The sequence below is a fragment of the Mesorhizobium sp. M0292 genome (genome assembly GCF_040321695.1).
In the GTDB taxonomy this organism is placed as follows: Bacteria; Pseudomonadota; Alphaproteobacteria; order Rhizobiales; family Rhizobiaceae; genus Mesorhizobium.
Window position 1 is genome coordinate 20,443 of record NZ_JAMYSB010000008.1, and the last position, 18,407, is coordinate 38,849.

Annotated in this window: 15 protein-coding genes; 6 read left to right on the forward strand and 9 right to left on the reverse strand. The window is 57.6% G+C overall.

The window, feature by feature from the left end; genetic code table 11:
- Positions 1-18 precede the first annotated feature (18 nt).
- Entirely contained in the window at positions 19-1,056 is a 1,038-nt protein-coding gene (gene cpaB / locus NKI96_RS14495) for a Flp pilus assembly protein CpaB (RefSeq protein ID WP_023822781.1), read from the reverse strand.
- Positions 1,057-1,152: 96 nt separating this feature from the next.
- Positions 1,153-1,365: a Flp family type IVb pilin gene (locus NKI96_RS14500; protein WP_023822782.1), complete on the reverse strand. Its 213-nt coding sequence runs from the start codon at positions 1,363-1,365 to the stop codon at positions 1,153-1,155.
- A 540-nt stretch (positions 1,366-1,905) separates the two neighbouring features.
- On the opposite strand from NKI96_RS14500, the gene NKI96_RS14505 reads away from it, so the two are divergent.
- From NKI96_RS14505 to NKI96_RS14525, 5 genes are read left to right on the forward strand one after another with little or no spacing between them, the layout of a single operon-like run.
- A complete protein-coding gene (locus tag NKI96_RS14505; protein WP_031198870.1) occupies positions 1,906-3,288 on the forward strand; it encodes a TadA family conjugal transfer-associated ATPase in 1,383 nt (460 codons plus the stop codon).
- On the forward strand, positions 3,288-4,259 hold the full coding sequence (locus NKI96_RS14510) for a type II secretion system F family protein (protein ID WP_023822784.1): 972 nt from the start codon (positions 3,288-3,290) through the stop codon (positions 4,257-4,259). Before NKI96_RS14505 ends, NKI96_RS14510 begins: the two co-directional genes overlap by 1 nt.
- An 18-nt stretch (positions 4,260-4,277) precedes the next feature.
- Positions 4,278-5,228 (forward strand): type II secretion system F family protein, encoded by a 951-nt coding sequence (locus tag NKI96_RS14515; RefSeq protein WP_031198871.1) that lies wholly within the window; start codon positions 4,278-4,280, stop codon positions 5,226-5,228.
- A gap of 55 nt (positions 5,229-5,283) precedes the next feature.
- Positions 5,284-5,832, forward strand: a complete 549-nt coding sequence (locus tag NKI96_RS14520) for a tetratricopeptide repeat protein (RefSeq protein WP_023822786.1) — start codon at positions 5,284-5,286, stop codon at positions 5,830-5,832.
- Positions 5,833-5,841: 9 nt separating this feature from the next.
- Positions 5,842-6,381, forward strand: coding sequence for a prepilin peptidase (locus NKI96_RS14525; RefSeq protein ID WP_023822787.1), 540 nt, complete (start codon positions 5,842-5,844; stop codon positions 6,379-6,381).
- A gap of 99 nt (positions 6,382-6,480) precedes the next feature.
- Here the strand turns inward: NKI96_RS14525 and NKI96_RS14530 are convergent, their stop codons facing one another.
- From NKI96_RS14530 to NKI96_RS14560, 7 genes are all read right to left on the reverse strand, one after another.
- On the reverse strand, positions 6,481-7,680 hold the full coding sequence (locus NKI96_RS14530) for a phosphatase PAP2 family protein (protein ID WP_155921715.1): 1,200 nt from the start codon (positions 7,678-7,680) through the stop codon (positions 6,481-6,483).
- Entirely contained in the window at positions 7,646-8,764 is a 1,119-nt protein-coding gene (locus tag NKI96_RS14535; RefSeq protein ID WP_352804926.1) for a phosphatase PAP2 family protein, read from the reverse strand. The genes NKI96_RS14530 and NKI96_RS14535 overlap by 35 nt, the downstream gene beginning before the upstream one ends.
- 356 nt (positions 8,765-9,120) lie before the next feature.
- Positions 9,121-10,326, reverse strand: coding sequence for a TadE/TadG family type IV pilus assembly protein (locus tag NKI96_RS14540; RefSeq protein WP_023822790.1), 1,206 nt, complete (start codon positions 10,324-10,326; stop codon positions 9,121-9,123).
- Between the two features lie 182 nt (positions 10,327-10,508).
- The gene (locus NKI96_RS14545) at positions 10,509-11,432 is read right to left on the reverse strand and encodes an alpha/beta hydrolase (protein ID WP_023822791.1); all 924 of its coding nucleotides are present in this window, start codon (positions 11,430-11,432) and stop codon (positions 10,509-10,511) included.
- An 87-nt stretch (positions 11,433-11,519) separates the two neighbouring features.
- Positions 11,520-13,697, reverse strand: coding sequence for a CapA family protein (locus NKI96_RS14550; protein ID WP_196815276.1), 2,178 nt, complete (start codon positions 13,695-13,697; stop codon positions 11,520-11,522).
- Between the two features lie 225 nt (positions 13,698-13,922).
- On the reverse strand, positions 13,923-14,375 hold the full coding sequence (locus tag NKI96_RS14555) for a hypothetical protein (RefSeq protein ID WP_155921717.1): 453 nt from the start codon (positions 14,373-14,375) through the stop codon (positions 13,923-13,925).
- Between the two features lie 16 nt (positions 14,376-14,391).
- Positions 14,392-16,569, reverse strand: a complete 2,178-nt coding sequence (locus NKI96_RS14560; RefSeq protein ID WP_352804931.1) for an ATP-grasp domain-containing protein — start codon at positions 16,567-16,569, stop codon at positions 14,392-14,394.
- 243 nt (positions 16,570-16,812) lie between these two features.
- On the opposite strand from NKI96_RS14560, the gene NKI96_RS14565 reads away from it, so the two are divergent.
- A complete protein-coding gene (locus tag NKI96_RS14565; protein WP_023822794.1) occupies positions 16,813-18,402 on the forward strand; it encodes a hypothetical protein in 1,590 nt (529 codons plus the stop codon).
- Positions 18,403-18,407: the final 5 nt, after the last annotated feature.

An 18,407-nucleotide genomic window follows, 5' to 3' on the forward strand; every position in this document is an offset into this window, starting at 1 on the left:
ACTTCGCCGCGCGTCTTTTTATGGTTGTCGCGGCACGTCATACGATTCGAGCTTCACGCCGCGAAACACGCCCACTGTAACATTCTTCGGCGGTGCCGGCTCCAAATACTTGATAACTTCCTTGACGACTTCTTTTGATGCGGGTGCCGTCACCGCGGCCGGCACCGGCTTGACCTTGCTCAACTCGTCGAGCTGGCTTCCCACCCTGTCCACGGCCTTTTCCAATCCGGCGATCTTGTCAGCTGCGCGCTGGCGTTCGGCTGCGGCTGCGGCGTCGGCTGCGGCCTGCTTGTCCAGTTCGGCCTGCCTCTTTGCGACATCGTCCGGCGTCTCGCCATTCAGGTCGGAAAGCGTGACTCGTTCGGTTGTCTCGCCCTTGTTGGCGGCAGCTTGGCGCAGTGCAAGAGACAACTGCCCCGCACCGGCGGCCAGCGTCAGTTTCTGCGCGTCCTTTGTGGTGGCTTCAAGCGTCACCGACTTAACCACCGTCGGGTTGTCCTTGCTCACGTCAGCGACCTGGTCGACGGCGAGCACTTTCATGCTCTGCAGCAGAACGTCGACAAAACTCTTGTCCGCACCGTCATCGCCGCGGACCGAGCGCGTCAGCAGCACATCAACCCGGTCGCCCGGGAAGACGAAGCCGGCGACGCCAAGCACGTCGTTGACGCGGATGGATACGGCCTTCATACCTTCGCCAAGTACGGCCGAAAGCGTGGCGCGCTGGCCTGGACCGGTGATCTTGCTGCCGAGGATCGGCTCATTGGTGCTGATCGCTTGCAGCGCCTGCCTTGCCCCACTGCCGGCCAAGGCTTCCTTGGTGGTCTTGAACGCTCCAGCCGGGACTGCGCCCGCGGGCCAAGCGATCTCATGCAACTTGTCGGCGCTCAATGTGTCGCCGAACTTCAGCGGCAGTGCCGCGACAACGATCGTATTGCCTTTGCCGTTTGATTGAGCCAAAGCACTACGCTGGCCAGCGAGCCATATGTTGATCAGCACGACCGCCAGCACCCCGAAGACGCCGGCGAGGACTATCATAATAAGTGTGTTGGCGCGCATAACCCCAAGCCCCCAGCCAATAGAGCGGGAGTTCGCCCGCCACGACTAGATTCAGGCCCGGGTTTGGACAACCCGGGCCTGATGCCGATCAAACGATCAAGAACCGCTACCGTCGGCGCAATGCCCAATACCGGAGTCCTGCATGGCGGTGCAAAGGCCGGTGAAGCGGCCCGTAACCCAACCGCCGATACCGATGATGAAGCCGATAGAGGCCACTGCGATAATGCCGATCAGAATAGAATATTCGACCATAGCAGCGCCGTTTTCATCGTCGCGGAACTGCCGGGTCATCGTCATGAGCTTGTTCATGTCAATTTCTCCCTCTGGAGGTTTCAACCCGACGAGACAGAGCCAAGGATGAACCCCATACCCAAGCATCCCCCGTCACCTCAATCCTAGGTCCCGAGAAATTGGAGAGTCAAACGGGATTAACGGTCCTTTAACCTTCTAATACATGAATTTGCGACTTCGGCGCGATCTTGATTTCCAGCAAGAGCTTGATTCGTCTAATTTTTCAAGCGTTCTTAACCATTCGTTCACAATTGCCCCCCTGAGCTAATCAAGGCATGCCTACTTTAGCCAGATGGCATATTCCTTTATATCCAAGGCTTTGTAGCATTTATGAAGAGGATGCCCCGTGTCAGGGCACCCAAGGGGCGCCGGTAACGTGATAGCTTAGTGCGTCACTCGTGTTTGGCAGCGCGAGTGCCGGAAATAAATCGATATTTTTCTGGCGCACTCCTTAACTATGTTGAAAGTATTGGCCTCACGTGAGGTGCCCTGGCGCTTGTGCGCCGCTTGGTTAACGTTTAGTTTCGGCTCATGTGGGCTCGAGGGGTATAAGGCATTATGCTGGGGCGGTTTATTAAGGGACCGAGTGAGCCGCAGGCGCTGCAGCAGCTAGCGCCGGTGCCAGCAAGCGTGTCGGCACCAGCTCCGTCGGCTGAAGTGGAACCGCATGGCGACGATTTTCTGACGCTCAAGGTCGAGCTGCATCGACACCTGATTGACAGGTTCAATCTATCGGCTCTTGAAACAGCCTCCAAGGACCAGATTCTGAACGAGATCCGCCCGATCGTGCGTGAGTTCGTTCGCACTCGTGCCGTGCCGCTAAACGCCCGCGAGCTGGATCAGTTGACCAGCGACACCGCTGATGAGATGCTAGGCCTCGGGCCGATCGAACCGTTGCTCAAGGACGATTCCGTCAGCGATATCCTTATCAACACGCACGAGCGCGTGTTCATCGAGCGGCGCGGTGTGATCGAAGAGACGGCAATCCGTTTCCGCGACGAGGCGCATCTGTTGCGGGTTATCAACAAGATCGTCTCGGCTATCGGTCGGCGCGTCGATGAATCGGCGCCTATGGTCGATGCTCGCCTGGCGGACGGTTCGCGCGTCAACATCGCGGTGCGGCCGATTTCTGTAGATGGTCCGCTGGTGTCGATCCGCAAATTCTCCAAGAATCCCTATTCGCTTGAGCGCCTGATGGCGTTCAATTCGATACGCCCGCCAATGATCGAGCTGCTGCGGATCGCCGTCCAGGCCCGCAAGTCAATCCTGGTCTCGGGCGGCACCGGCAGCGGCAAGACGACCTTGCTTAACGCGCTCTCAAGCTACATCCCGGCTAGAGAGCGCCTGATCACCATCGAAGACGCGGCCGAGCTGCAATTGCAGCAGCCGCATGTCGGCCGTCTGGAGACGCGGCCACCGAATGTTGAGGGCAGAGGCGAGGTTCGTCAGCGCGAACTGCTGAAGAATGCGCTTCGCATGCGGCCGGACCGTATCATCGTCGGCGAGGTTCGCGGCGAGGAGGCCTTTGACATGCTGCAGGCCATGAACACCGGCCATGAGGGGTCGATGACCACTATCCATGCCAACACGCCTCGCGACGCTATTTCTCGTCTGGAGCAGATGGTCGGCATGGCCGGCATGCCGATGACGCACGAATCCATACGGGCGCAGATTGCTTCAGCCATCGACATCATCGTGCAGACGCAACGGCTCGCCGATGGCGGCAGGCGCGTAACGTCTATTTCCGAGATTACCGGCATGGAAGGCAACGTCGTCCAACTGCAAGAAATCTATAACTTTGTAAGGCGCGATGTAGCTGCGGATGGAATGATTATCGGGGATTTTCGCGCCACCGGTGTCCGTCCGCGCTTCGCGCCAGAGGCCGCAACGCTGGGGCTCCATTTCGCCAAGGATGCCTTCAACCCGCAGGTCGCTCTCTGATGCTTACCGGACAGGCGCTGCTTTATTTCATCTACATGCTTGCGGCAGCTTCGGTGATCCTTGCCGGCGAAGCCCTTTACCTTTCTCTGGCCGGTCGCCGCTCCCGACTCGTGGCGGTGAACCACCGGCTCCGCCGTCTTGCTGATGAAGCGCCGGCGGAACAAACCCTGCAAGGTTTGTTGCGAGAACGCGGCCTGACGGATTCAGGAGATTTTATCTTCGGCTTTGTCTCGCTGAACAGGCTTTATACCCAGTCCGGCATTACCGGAAACCCGATGACCTTCGCAGCGTCGTTTTTCCTGGCCGGCCTGGCATCGGCTTTGCTGCTCTGGCTTTTCCTGCACGTTGCAGCGCCGCTAGCCTTCATCATCTTTCTCGTGGTGGGCTTTGCCTTGCCTGTTCTTGTTTTGCGCCGGGCACGTAACAAACGGATTCAGAAATTCGCCAAGCAATTGCCCGATGCTCTGGACATGATCGTTCGTTCGTTGCGCGCAGGCCATCCTGCGTCAGTTGCGATAGGTCTCGTCGCCCGCGAGATACCTGACCCGCTTGGCACGGAATTCGGCATCGTCGCTGACGAGATTACTTTCGGACTCAGCATGGAGCAGGCCGTGCGGAAATTAACGGAACGGGTCGGCTTCGAGGGACTCAATTTGCTATCGGTGTCGCTTTCGATTCAGGCGAGGACCGGCGGCAATCTTACCGAAATCCTTGCCAATCTCTCAACCGTGCTGCGGGAACGCCAGAAACTGCGGTTAAAGATCAGGGCGTTGTCGGCCGAAGGCCGGGCCTCGGCCTGGATCATTTCCTTGTTTCCGCTCGTCATGTTTGGGTTGCTCTTGGTTGTAGCACCCACCTACTATGGCAAAGTCTGGAGTAGCCCTCTCATCACGCCTGCATTCGTCATCTTTGGAAGCTGGGCCCTATTGGGAGACTACATCATGTACCGAATGGTTAATTTCGATTTCTGACAGGAGCGCGTTATAAATCTGTTTTCGAACACCGACGACCTGACCTTTTTTGTATCCATCGCGGTCTTCGCGTCGGCGGTGGCGCTGTTCCTGTTTGCGGCGCTCGTCTTCCTGCCGGCACTGCAGACGCGAAAGCTGGTCGCGGACAGCCTTTTGGGCGAAGGCTCTGTCGATCCGCGATCCATCCTGGGACGGGACCGCCTGGCCAAGATCGCGGCGCAGAGGCCGGTCGACGCTTACTTCAAGTCTATCGAGAAAGAACGCACCGAGCCCAATGCTCTGGAGGCGAAACTCTTCCGCGCTGGATTTTATCGAGCGGGTGCGCCTGTCGTCTACACGGTTTGTCGCCTCGGCGCAGTTTGTATAGGCTTTCTGGCGATGTATGCCCTGCTGTCGTGGGTGCTGCCCCCACGACTGCCGGGATTCCTAACTTTCGGTGGCTCGGCCTTGTTTGGGTTAGGCTGCATCGTCATTCCCAGCATCATGCTGGACCGGTTCGAGAATTCACAGAAACAGATATATCGTCGCGCCTTCCCTGATTTCATGGATATGATGATCACTTGCGCCGACGCCGGTATGAGCCTCGAGGCGGCGGTCGAACGGGTAAGCCAGGAACTTGCGGCCACGCACAAATGGCTGGGAATTCAGCTGACGATCATGAATCTGCAACTGCGGGCCGGCAAGCCACTTCGGGAAGGGCTTCGCGAACTGGCTGACCGCATCGGCCTTGACGAGGCGCGGGCGCTGGCCGTGCTGTTCCGGCAATCGGAAGAACTAGGCACCAGCCTGACTGACGCCCTGCGTGTCTACAGCGCGGAGATGCGTAGCCAGAGGATTCTGCAGGCGGAAGAGCGCGCCAATTCCTTGCCTGTCAAAATGATGATCCCACTGGGGCTCTGCATCTTTCCGGTGGTGATGATGGTAATCATGCTGCCGGTGGTCATTCGCATGAAGGGCATTTTATTCTAGTTGCGCATATGCTTTGGTCCTAATATGTGGGTCGGGGGACTCACGGGGAGATGGTATGAAAAGGCCAATTGCAATCGTGGCCTGCCTGTTCATGGCGGCACTTGCCGGTTGCCAGACGAACGGGGCGGATACCGCCGACGGTGTCGTTCGCACCAACGAGCCGTCGAAAGGCGACGTAACGTCCTTTGGCGACGCGTTCGATGGGCTGAAGACGGTCGGTGACGTCGAATATTATGTCTCGGACCAGGCTGTCGCGGAGGCCAAGAACCAGTTTCGTGCGGAAAATTACGGCAATGCCGGCGCCCTGTTCTTCAAGGCGACGCAGCTCGCCCCCAATGATGGTGGGGCCTGGATGGGACTGGCCGCCTCCTGCGACCGGATACACCGCTTCGATCTTGCCGATCGGGCCTATGGCCGTGCTTTCAAGCTGGTTGGCGCGACGCCCGAATATTACAACAATGTCGGCTATTCCTTTCTGCTGCGGGGCAAGCTGCAGGACGCGCGCAGCAATTTCCTCAAGGCCTATGAACTGGCGCCCAATGATCCGACCGTGGTCAACAATCTGAAGCTGCTATCCTCCAGTGTGCAGAATATCGAGCGGTAGAGTCCCAACATGTTGCTTGCCGGGTCGCTACTGCTGAAGGCTCTCGCCTTCCCGCTTCTCGCGAGGATTGCATGGCTGGACTTCACGACACAGAAAATATCCAATCGTGACGTGCTGCTGCTTTTATGCCTCGGGCTGGGATCGCTGCAATTCCTGTCGATTCTATCCGGGTCGTGGTGGGACATGGGCCTGAGCGCGTTGGCTGGCCTCGTGCTGTTTATTGCGCTCTTTCCGTTCTGGGCGTTGCGTAAGGTCGGAGCCGGCGACGTCAAGCTGATGGCGGTCGTTCCGTTTCTGACCGGTGGAAGCGGTCTCGCCCTTTTCTCGGTGCTGCTGTTGGTTTTCGCCCTTGCCACCGCGGCGATCGTGAAAAACCCTTTCATGCTGCCGGCAGGCGCGTTTCGCCTCTATGTACAGCACTTGGACCGCAAGGGCGTCGTGCCCTTCGGTGTGCCGATTTCGGCGGCTGCCATCTGCACGATAGCGTTCCAGATTTACGCCAGTCTGGCCCTAGTGAGAAGCTCGGGGATACTGCAGCAGCTAAACTAGAGCCGGTCGAATCCACCTGAAATATGAATGCGGCTCTAAATCAAAGAGATAGAGCATGATGTCGTCCGAAAACCGCTTCACACTTTTCGACATCATGCTCTAGAGCGGTTCCCCTTTGATGGAATCGAAGGGGACTCCCGATTTGCCTGTTTTGTGACTCAACGAAATCACCTCCTCACCAACAAATCGCCCAACATATCGCCAGATCACTACGGTTCCGAGGATCGCCAAATAGCCGTCGATCGCATAATGCCAGCCGAAATAGACGGATCCGAACATGATGGCGGCAAAGTAAAATAGCCCCCAATATCTGTACAACCGGCCGAATTGAGACAGGAACAGCGCGTTGAGAAACGCCACGGCTACATGCAAGCTTGGCATTGCGGCTATGCCTGTTCCAAACACCGTACGGTCGTGAGCGTAGGACGAATAGAGATAGTTTGAGGTGGCGATCATCCCTCTGCCGGATCCGGTTGTGTCGAGGCCCGAAATGAGGTCAGCGAAGCGAGGATCACCGACGATCCTCTCGAAGAAAATCGGCCCAGCAGACGAGCCCAGGATCCTGACGACATTTCCAAGGACGATGGCAACGAGAAGGAACGAAAGCAAATAACGGGCTCGGCGCGCATGATCCGAAGTGAAGGCCGCCACAAGTATCATACCTACCATCTGGACAAACCAGACAGGTCCGTAGAGCACGAACAGAGCTGGCTCCAGCACATGGGGGAATATGGCGTGCGTGCCCTTCCAGGGATCGCCCATATGAATGGCAGCGTCCAGGTCCGCCAGGAACGGGTCGGCAAAAAAAGGGACATAGATCGGGGTGACATGTTTAAGTGTGGAAAACGCGGCCGCACCAAGAATGAACATTCCGGTGGTCAGCAACACGCCCTTGCCCCTGACGCGCGACTTCTCCAGGACGAACGTCAAAGGCGAAGAAGGCCGCGACAACACCGCTATGCCTGCCATTCCGAAAAATGCAAATACGGGGATAGCGAGCGAGTATTTCTTGAGCGTGTATTCCGTCAACATCTCGAAGTAGGTTGTTGGTGCTACCGCAACAGCCGCAGCAACATACGCGATGCAAAGCGCGGCCACGCCGGTCGTGGTCACACGAAAACGCCGCATTGTTGCCGTTTCTGAGACGTCCATTTCCCCCACGAAGCATACATGATCCTGCTCACCAAAAAACGCAACGCTGAAATCCAACCCGCGCGAAACAGCGCCTGTCGCTCGAACGGTGGCTCGTTCGAAATATAACGTGTTATTGCTTTGCGCCAGTAAGCTTTCCCGCACCACGCCAGATTAGCCACACCAGGATGATCGAGACATAGTCGTCAATGGCGTAGTGCCAGCCGAAATAGACCGAGCCGAACATGATCGCTGCGACGTACAGCCAGGCGAAGATGCCGGCCGTCCGGTTGATGCTGCCAAGCAGCAGCGCGTTAAGCGTGACCATGGCGACATGGAAGCTTGGCATCGCCGATATGCCGCTCCCGATCGAGGCCTGGCGGCTGGTGTAGGACGAATAGAGATAGTCGCTTATGCGCAGGATGGCCGGGCCTGCGTTGCTGCTTCGAAGCGATGCGGTGAGATCGTCAAACAGGTCCGGGTCAAACAGCCGATCGTAAAAAATCGGGCCTGCGGATGATGCCATTACCCGCACAACGATGCCGAGGATGACCGCCGTCGCCGTAAGCGACAAGAAGTATCGCTGGCGCTTGGCGGCGTCGTCTATCCAGGCGGCTGCGACGACCACGAAGGCGACCACCACGAACCAGAGTTGGGCATAGAGGACATAGAGGGCTTGATCGATAACACCTGGCAAGGGAACCGAGCGCGCCCATTTCCAGACATGGCCGAAATGCAAGGCCGCATCGATTTCTGCAAGCTGCCGGTCGGCGAAGAACGGCACCATCTGCGCAAGCTCATACTTGTAGGTGGTGAAGGCGGCCAGGCAGAGAATGAAGATGCCAAGGGTGAGGGTCGCGCCGCGCCAGCGGAAGCTGATCTTTGCGAGGAACCAAGTCGCCGGGGCTCGTCGGTCGCTGAAAGGTGCCGCGATGCCGAGCCCGAGCAGGATGATGAAGGGCAGCAGGAAATAGAGGATCAGCAGACGCCGCGTTCCCAGTGCCGCGAGGTAGGTTTCAGGGAACAGGCTAGCCGCCACACCAGCGTAGCAGAGGCCGAAGATCGCCAGTTTTGCCGATAGCCCTATCCTCGGTGCGGAAGTTAGGTCAGCGCTCGCCGCCATATTCGCTTCTTTGGGGGGGCCTTCTTCAGAAGGACCGGAGCGTCGGCCGCGACCGGAGCCGGTGGGGTAAACATCAAGTATTGGACAACGGTGACGAACCCACCGGCACCGGCGCTCGCAATCGCGCAAATCAGAAGCATTCTCAAAAAGCCCACGCGGAAATCGCTCCTCAAGCCGGGAGAGAGGATGCGCTCGACTTAGTTAAGAAGCAACTACTACGATGGCCAGAAAGGAGAGACCGATGGCTGTCTTGGAGCACCGATGGGCTAGAGGTCTTTGCAAATACCATCGCCAGCTTGCTGCACCTCGCTCGGATTCGCAGTCTCGGCGAATGCTCCAAAGGCGCGTAGATCGGTGAAAACGACGGTCACCCCGCGACGGTGACTTTAGAAGCGTGGTCGCATCCCGTTAAGGACTGCGTTTAAGAGTTCGCTAACTCAGCCGGAAGGGCACCTTCGAAGCCACGAAGCGGGTACCGTCTCCATCTATTGCAGCAACGCGATTGCTGCGTCTCCGAGACCCTTTGGGGGGGTGCCGCTGTAGCCATCCAGGTTGATGGTCGAATCTCCATTGTAAGAGAATTGCCAAGCAACAATCCATCCCAGGCCGGTTGCCAACCTCTTGTCATTGGTCCCTTTCATTTTAAGGTGGTGCATTGGCGAGTATATTGTACCGTTTACCGAGTAATTCTTATTTATTGCAAGCGATATAGTCGGCAACAATGGCAAGGCGGTACGCGATCCGAAGATGGCAATGCCGGTATAAACGCCGCTTGTAGGAGCGGAAAGTTCCATGGCGCCGTTACCACCTGCCTGTATGATGCTGGACTTGGAATCGACGAATATGGTGACTTCCTTGCCTGTGATTTTCGCATTGTTGCTGATGCCGACTATCGCATTGTGAAAGTAGTGAACGCCTGGGGAAAGCACTATTTTTCCACCGAAGTCGATGCTTCCGCAGAACACCCGCCCGGCCGGAATGGTGACATCCGAGAGCGCCTGGTTGCTGTAGTCGCAACCGGTCGGGGGAACCGGTTCTGGTGTGCTGACAAGTGGGTCGGCGAGGAAGGGCTGGTTCGTCTTCGGGGAAACGCTGTATCCGCCGCCTTCGTAATTGCCGACTACCGAGATTTTTGTCGCGGCGATTTTGCCGGCCCCAACGTGTCTCAGTGCTTCGGGGCTGGAAGAATTTACCTGAATGCCACAATTTGGCACCGACACCTTTCCTAAACCGGTCACACTCAGCGCTCCGGTTGACTCTGGATCGAGAGCATAGATGCAATACTCCGGGGGGGCCTTTCGTGCCTTTGCCGTGACGTGAAGGCTGATCGCCTGAATGCCGGCAAGATTCATAAAGTCCGTCGGCATTGTTGCGGCGATTTCAACTGCTGCCTCCCGCGACACGGGAGTCGGCGTTGTGATGTCGACTTCAACCACCGCTCCCACCGCAAAAGAGCCGTTACCAAGCGCAATGTTCTTGGCGGCCGCGACGGCTTCCTCGTCTCCACCGTCGCTCTCTATAGCCGCCAGAGCCGCTGAATCGGCCAATTCTTGCAGTCTGGACTTCCAGGTGACGGCACTGGTAAGGTCAATGGCCACGCCCAAGACCAAGCATAGCGGTAGCGCCACCAACGCCGCTGCCACGGCAAAGTTTCCGCTCCTATCGAGCAGCAGGTCCTTCAGCTTTCGCATTGAGATGCCCTCGCAAGGAAGCAGGCTAGATCGAATCGCGTTTAAACTTTGCTAAATTAGAATATCCTAATTAAATTGCGTGCCGCCGCAGGCTGCGCAAACTTTGGCCAAGCGAGTCGCGCTAGGCTATCTCGCTCATCGAGGTGTCTACATCTTGCCGAGCTACAGGACCGCAGATCCCGCTATTTGAGTCCGAATGCGCTCGCTGCCTGATCCGAACCCAACATATCACTTGCCGAATGCCCGACGCCCGGCAAGATCACAAGACGCCAGTTAAAGGGCCACCCGTTGGCGGTCGCGACAGCTTGCGCTAACTCGTATGTGTACTGGCCCCGTTCCAGGCGTGTCGCCCCCTGGCGCATAGCGGCCGCGCCTTCGTTCAGCTCGGCATCGCCTGTATCCTCTTCTCCAAGATAGATCGTCAGCGGCAAGGCCAGATACGCTTTCATCTCCTCGGTGGCTTGATCCGGCGTATAGACGCATCCCGAGGAGACGCAGCCGAGCCCGTAGGCCACGGATTCCGCCAGCGAGGGCAGAACATATGATGATGGGTTGGCAACCACCAATCTCTTCGCGTCGGCCAAGGCGAACGCGGCAACACGAGACGTAAATTGGCCGCCGGCGGAATGTCCGAAAAGGTAATACTGCGCGTTCGGCAATCCCTCTCGTGACCTCGCCCAGTTCACCAGGCCCTTCACATACCAGACGGTCCATCGTTCTCGCGGCTGAATAGCGCCGCTGTTGATGATCCCCCCACGTTGATAGCTCCAGCTTGGGAACCTTTCCAAGTCAAAGAGTGGCGCCATGACGATCAGGCAGTTTCGATCAGCGAGAGACTGCGCATAATCCCTGTAGGAAGACGCCGTTCGGCTCAACCCATGGAAGACGAACAGAATCGCGGGATTGCTGCAGCTCTTGGGGTGGTAGGTATAGACCGTCAGCTTCGTCCCGTTGATGGTTGCTGTGGTCGTACCCTTGCCCACCTTCCAGGCAAGCACCGGGCCTGAGTAAACCAGGCTGCAGGCCATCACCGCCGCAGTCAACAGACGGATTGGAAATCGCACCTGCCCCTCCTTATGACGATTGGCATGATTGCCATAGTTCATTAGAGACTTCTAAACAAATCAAAACCGCCTGGGCGGTAAAGACTTCGTTTCAGTCATGGGGACTTGGCGCTTGCTGAAGGCTGGCCGTCAGCACGAGGGGATAGACAATTTGAGGCATCTGTCCTGGACATCGGCTACTGCACTGCCCAGTCCAGGCGACAAATCGAGCAGCCGATCGATCGTCGCCCGGCCGGCCGCCCCTCCCATTATTTTTGGTTGGTAGTCGAGGCGCGGATCTCTGTTTTGAGCGTAAACGGGGTATATATCCAGACCTATCTGCCGCGCACCAAAGTGGAAGCATGGCAAGATAGACTCACCCCGGCTGCTTCCCGACCCAAAGGCGAAATTGCCGACACTGTATAGTATCGGCCGATCTTTATAGATCTCGATCGGCTGGAGGATATGTGGATGATGGCCGATGACGGCGTCGGCGCCGAAGTCGATAAACTGCCGTGCTTTCACGCGGTCTTGCTCGGCAGGATGGCGCTGGTATGTAATATCGCCCCAGTGCACCATCACGGCGATCCGATCGACCAACGGCCGCAGCCGTGCGAGATCTCTCTCGACGAGTTCGGGAAGATCCTGGGCGGAGCCCGGGAGGTCGTCACGAGCCGCCGTTCGGTCGTTCCAGTAATATCCGAGCAGTCCGATGCGGATATCCACGCCGTCAAAAATCGCCGGATCGTGGGCCGAGTTCTGGTCCCTACCGCCACCGTACGGTTTGATAGAATGTCGCTCCAGCGTCTCCAGCGTCTCAACTACGCCGCTTGGGCCGCAGTCCCGAATGTGATTGTTCGCAATGGTCATGGCCGCGAAGCCGGCGCGGCGTAAGACCGGGGCCGATTTGGGGTCGACCTTATATGAGTATTTCCGAGTGGTGTCCAACCGCTCGGATGTGGAGGCGAACGGTCCTTCAAGGTTTCCCGTTATTAGCGCGCTGCGCCTGAAGATCGGCTTGACCCAAGCGAGGGGGTAGTCTGGGCCGAACCTTCGAATACGATGGCGCATCCGCATACCTGTCATGACGTCTCCCACTGCGGCGAGATGGTATGGGGGGGTGGTAGACGACGAGAGGAACAGTTCAAGTTGGTCCGGGTCGAGGAGATCGCCATCGTCCGGAATTATGACTTCCGGAAACTTTTCGCGAATTTTGGCAACATGGCGCTGCACGTCTAGAGAGCCGCTGAGGCGGTGAGGGAGAGGCGGAACTGACGGCGCGAGCAGCATGTCGGTCACAAGCGAACTAAAACCGATCCCGCGCTTCTCGAAGATCTCCCGGATCGGCGTTTTGTAAAGCCCGCCGGACGCCACGCTGTCCGTATGAAGAAGGCACGAGACAAAGCTGCGTGGTGATGATCTGATAGACCTGGTTTTGACCCGGGAGGGAGCGAAGGGGCTGTCAGATAGTCGCCCAAGCTCCAAAAGGGCACCAACAACCAACTCCATGCAGGCAAATTCGTGCCCGAGAAATACTTTGTGCAGATCCCACATCGCCCCCGCGAGGGCTTGTGCGACCAGCGCCTCCTGCGGCTGCATTTCGTCATCGTCAATGCGGGTCTCATTGGCAAGGCTGCCCGCAGGCACAAACTCAGCATCGTGACGAGCGTGCCAGCACCCGACGTGGGGGCTCGATAGCATGGAGGCGGCCAGATAAGTGCTCACGGCATATTCAAGGGCACCCGGTCTGCTGAACGCGGCACGCGGTGCACGCAACCTGTCGGCCTGCACATCAGCGGTATGACGCACGACGTGAAGCCCGAACGCCTTGTATATTTTGCCGGCGTCGTGGGATGGGTCGCAGCGATAGGTGCCGCCTGAAATTCGTGGCAGCCACCCTTCCGCGGTGACCCCGTGCCCCGGACCGAAAAGTAACTCTCCGCAAAGCGGAATTGAAAAGTCGTCGAGATTTTCCGTTCTTGCTGGGTAACGATATCTGGCCCCTTTGACCGGCACCCAGCTGCTGGTGTCCTCAGGACTGCCCGGTCGTGGGCTCGGCCGACGTGCATTGACGATCGCCCTGACTTTCGGCAGGGAGCCTATTCCAGATGAACGAAGTGCATCGTTGATGCGCTGGCTCATCAAGGAGACGTGGTAGTAGACGTTGACCTGGCCAAAGCCCGCGGCGGCCTCGCGGCTTTCCCATCCACCGCAATCGCCATCGCCGGACGGCTTGAAAGAAAAATTGCCATACTCGTCGGGCGACACCTCGCCCATCTGGCCAGTCGGCCAATCCTCTTCCATGCCTGGATGGCTGATGACGTCCACGTACCGCCCCCGCAGGCCCCGCCTTCCAGCGCGCTGGGAAAGATAGGGCAATTCGACGTCCGCCAGATACACGCGGCCGCCGGTAAAGTCCGAGTCACATGGCTCCCAGACGTAAACAGAGCCAGTCGCCATATTTACTCCCTTGTCGAGCTTACTGCTTTCGCCGTCATGCCGTGCGCAAAGCAGTAACTGCTGCCCCGAGGTGCCTTCACCCTCGCTTTCCCGTCAATGCGTGTCTATCGGACTACTGTCTTTTTTCTTGTTCCCGGTCGACCCATTGCGGGCACCTGATGCGTCGGTAGCCTCGCCAAGCTCTCGCCGTGCATTGTCCAGCACTTCCGAGAGCGATCCCTCACCGATCAGCTTGAGTTCCTTCGCGACCACATTCGATTTTGTGAGCGGCCATTTGTCTAGGGACGCTGCGCGCACGAAGCCATACGCCGACGGCATGCGGACCATCAGCCAGCCCAGGTTCACCATCTCCGCAGTGAACTCCCGCACAAATTTTGCCCCCCCTATACGACGCCCGGTCAAGCGCCTGAATGTCTCGTAAGACATCCTTGCACGGGTTCTAGGCTCCCCCGCCTTGTTCTTGGTGCGTTGCAGGGCCAAGGCGACGAGTGCTGCCGCGTCGCCTTGCGAAACATTTGGTGTCGCAGTTGCTAAAACAGTATCCATGAACGCTACTCCCTTTTTACCTCAGCAGAGAAACTCCTGCCTGCTGCTGAACTCCATTTGCGTAAGGTCGATTCGAAGGTGGCGACGCCACCTCATCGAACCATGCATCCCGTTTTGCCAGATACGAAATTGCCATTGCATGCATGGCAGCCTTGAGCTGCGGCGGTCGCGACGCAAACGTGGCAGGTTCCGCAACCAGCTCGCCAGATCCCGATGCAAGCGTCATCTTGGCTCCGGACCCATCGGTGCTCCACCGCATCGATAGAGCCAATCCACCGCGTTCTAGATGTCGCCGCAAATCAGGGCCAAGCTCAGTCTCGGCACTTGTCAGAATCAATCTTTCAGCAGGCAGCGCCGACAACGCCTGGCGGGATACTAAATCCTCATTGTGGACTATAAAACAGCCCCGGTTACCGGCGTTCAAAACTGCTTTGGCCAGGTTTTTGAGAAGCTCGCAATTCTCGACGTCCGTCGCCGTCACCGACACGGCGTGGCAAGCGCCCAGACCAAGACCGTTCTCCGAGATTCTTGCTGGAGAAGCGGCATAAACCAGCGCTTCCAATAAAGGATCCCTGGCCAGCATTTGCGGTGTTGCTCGCTGGCTGAATTCTTGCGGTGCGGTGTTGATGTAGGCGCCTTTCTTCGACAAGAGGCCGATGCTCCGCCCCTCTGCCATGAACCGGTGCTCGATCGCTTTTGCCACCATGCTGGTATGCCGGTCGCCAAGGACGAGCACCGTGGCAACTTCCGATGAAGCCGGATCGTCGTACATATTGGCCAGGATTATCTCGCTCACATCCCTTGCCGTGCCGGCCCGCGGCCAAAGATGAAACTCGATCCCTGGTCTAGCGTTCACCTCGATGACAGTGCACCCGACATCTTTGTGAGATTGCGCAATGTCGGGCATGATCAGATCCAACCCGGCAATACTGAGCCCAATGACCCTGGCGATACGTTCACATAGCTTATGATTGTCCGGATGGACGGAGCTTGTAACGTCGACCGGTACGCCTCCGCGTGCGAGGTGACCGTTTGGTCGCAGAACCACCTGCTGCCCGGCAATCGGGATAGTCTCCATCGTAAGATGGTGCAATGACAGGTGTCTAAGCAGGTCGTCATCGATTTCCAGACGCGACAGACGCCTGCCGTCCCTGTCGGGTTCCCGATTCAAATCATCGATCAAGTGGCGCAGCGTTTTTTCGCCGTCGCCAGTAACCTGCGGCGGGCAACATAGGACTGCCGCCACGACACGAAAATCAACAATCGTCGCTCGATACTCCGGGCCGGCGATGAACTCTTCTACCAGCACGCCATACCGTTCAGACTGAGCCACCTGGCACGCTATGTCGAACGCGGCTTCAACAGCGCGGCGTCCCCGCAGCTTGACTGAAACTCCGCGCCCCTGATTGCCTTGGGCGGGTTTCACCACCACAGATTTGCCCAGCTGCTTGGCGGCAGCGACCGCCTCGGATTTGCTGCGAACCGTAAGCTGGCGCGGTACGGGCAAGCCGGCCTGCGCCAAAAGCCTGTTGCCCAGTCTCTTGTCGAGGGCCACTTTCGCGGACGCAAACGATGTCGAACCTGATATCGTTGAGAAGAGCTGCTTTTGGTTTTTGCCTTGGCCGAGACGAAGGTGGTTGCGCGCGACAAACTCGAACGGGATGCGGTTCCTCTTGGCGGCCGCAACCAGCACTGCGGTCGAATTTGAAAGTCGCCGTTTCTTTGCTCTTTCGAGGTTCAATTCCCGTGCGAGGGAATACTTCGATGTGGCATCCCCATCTCGCGTTGCCTCGCTGACCGCATGAACGACAGCCGCCGCGGCCGCGCGCGACATTTGCGGGTCGTCCGACTCCCAGACGATCACTGAATTGCTCTCGGACGGATCGCTCACCAACGTGGCCACAGTTGGAAACGAATAAAAATTCATCGCGCGGCGAAGCTCGAGGTCCGCGGCCAGGATCGCATCAGCAAGATACGAAGCTACCAAAGCATCCTGCTCGCATTCCGGAAAGAGACCGGAAAGCACCAATCGGACCTCATCAGTAAAACCGGACACGCGGGCAGTAGCCAGTTGCCCTAAATTCAGCGTCAATTTAACGACTGTATTCGCGTTATACACGTTGAGGCCGGATAGCGTCTTGAACCCGGTGATCTCAAACGGCTCTAATTCCCCAACTGGGCATACTATAGCCATACATTTTGCCCCCCGAATTAACCTTCCGTCTGCTTTACGAAAGGTTCCTGCCTCCATCGCTTGCGCGCAACCCTCAGTTATATTATGGTTAGCTAATGGTTAAGGCAACAAAAAAATAAAAGAAGGTTGGAGCCAGAGGAAAATAATTCTTAAATAAAGTTTTAAATAAAAAGACTCGGACTGCGTAATTGAAGTAGCGTTGGGGTGGGTATCATGTCTGTTTGTAGAATTCAGCGCGGGCGCATGAAGAAAGCCAAGCGTTCGTTCGCGACTCGCCGGGTCGCGGCCTCGCATATGCGCACGTTGATCACAGGTTCCTTGCAGCCGGTCGCAGGCGATCTTGTCCTGGCTCGTGTGGACAAACTCGGCAATCACAGCAGATTGGAGCTGATCAACGGGAGAAAGGCGATCATGTTTCCGGGCGATGAGATAATCATTTGCTATGGAAACAGATACGCACCGGACCAGTTCGAAGCTGTTATTGGCCCTGATCTCGGACCATGTGACCTAGTGGCGGGGGGAGGCATCGCAGCGTGTGAGCTTTCCAGACATGATCGCATGATCGCGCCAACGAAGATCACCCCTCTCGGACTGATCGGGGACAAGTTCGGTCGCCGATTGAATGTTTGGGATTACAAGGTCAGCTCCGACGACCTTCGCCCCTCTCTGCCGATTGTCCTGTCGCTGGGAACATCCATGAACGCGGGAAAGACATTGACGGCGACGTCGTTGGTAAGAGGTTTCAAAAGAGCAGGGCTTAAGGTTGCCGCGCTGAAGATTACCGGAACCGGGTCCGGTGGCGACACCTGGATTGTGCGCGATGCGGGCGCTGACATCGTTCTTGATTTCACCGACGCCGGGTTTGCAACCACTTATCTTGCCTCGGTGGAAATGATCGAAAAGGGCGCTTTCCGCCTGCTGAACCATGCAGCCGAAAATGGATGCGACGTTGCTGTCATCGAGATTGCCGACGGGCTGCAGCAGAAGGAAACGTCCGAGTTAATTCTGGCGGAATCATTTCGCAGCATGGCTCTTGGCACAATATTCGCGTCCTACGACGCGATGGGTGCAAAGTATGGAGTGGATACGTTGCGCGCTGCCGGCCACAAGGTGCTGGCCATCAGCGGCAGACTTGGCCGATCACCGCTTGGCGTGAGAGAGGCTGAGGAAGCTACCGGGCTGCATTGCTATTCCCCGTGGGATCTCCAGGATGGCGCGCTCGGTCCTGTGTTTAGGGCCCGCGCTGCGGAAAAACTGTCCAACGGACAGAGCAACAACCCGTACCTGCGGCGCATTGCGGCATCGTCGGAGGCAGCCATGCCGCTCGGCGTGGATCGAGCCCATTCTCACCAACTCCGGATTGATTTCTTGGCAAAGGTCGCGCGCGAGTTGATTGTAGCCGAACTGGGAGAAGTAAATGCCAATGGCAGCCTGGCGACGTGGCCCAGTCCATTCGGAAGCATCTTGGTCACGCTGCCTGAGCGGCCTTCCCAGGGTTCCCAGGGTTCTATCCCCACATTCATGTCGGTGCAGGCGCCCGCGGAACTAGTAGAGGCAGCAGTGCTGGCAAAAAGCCGCGGTGCCCTCAAGTCGTCGCTCTGCGGCATCTTGCAGACCCTCGGCTGCGCTCCGCTCCCGGCTGCCCGGATGTCCTACCTGCTGAATGAAACCTGGTCAATGTTTGAGGCGGCCGACCATCACGACAGACCTCTGCAAAACGCACTTGAGGCGCCGCCGTTGGATGCTCATGATGACATTGATGCGGTGATCATGAATTTCTCTGGCCTCTTCAATGAGCATTCTGATCAGCACGCTCCCCTTGGACGCGCGTGAAAGAC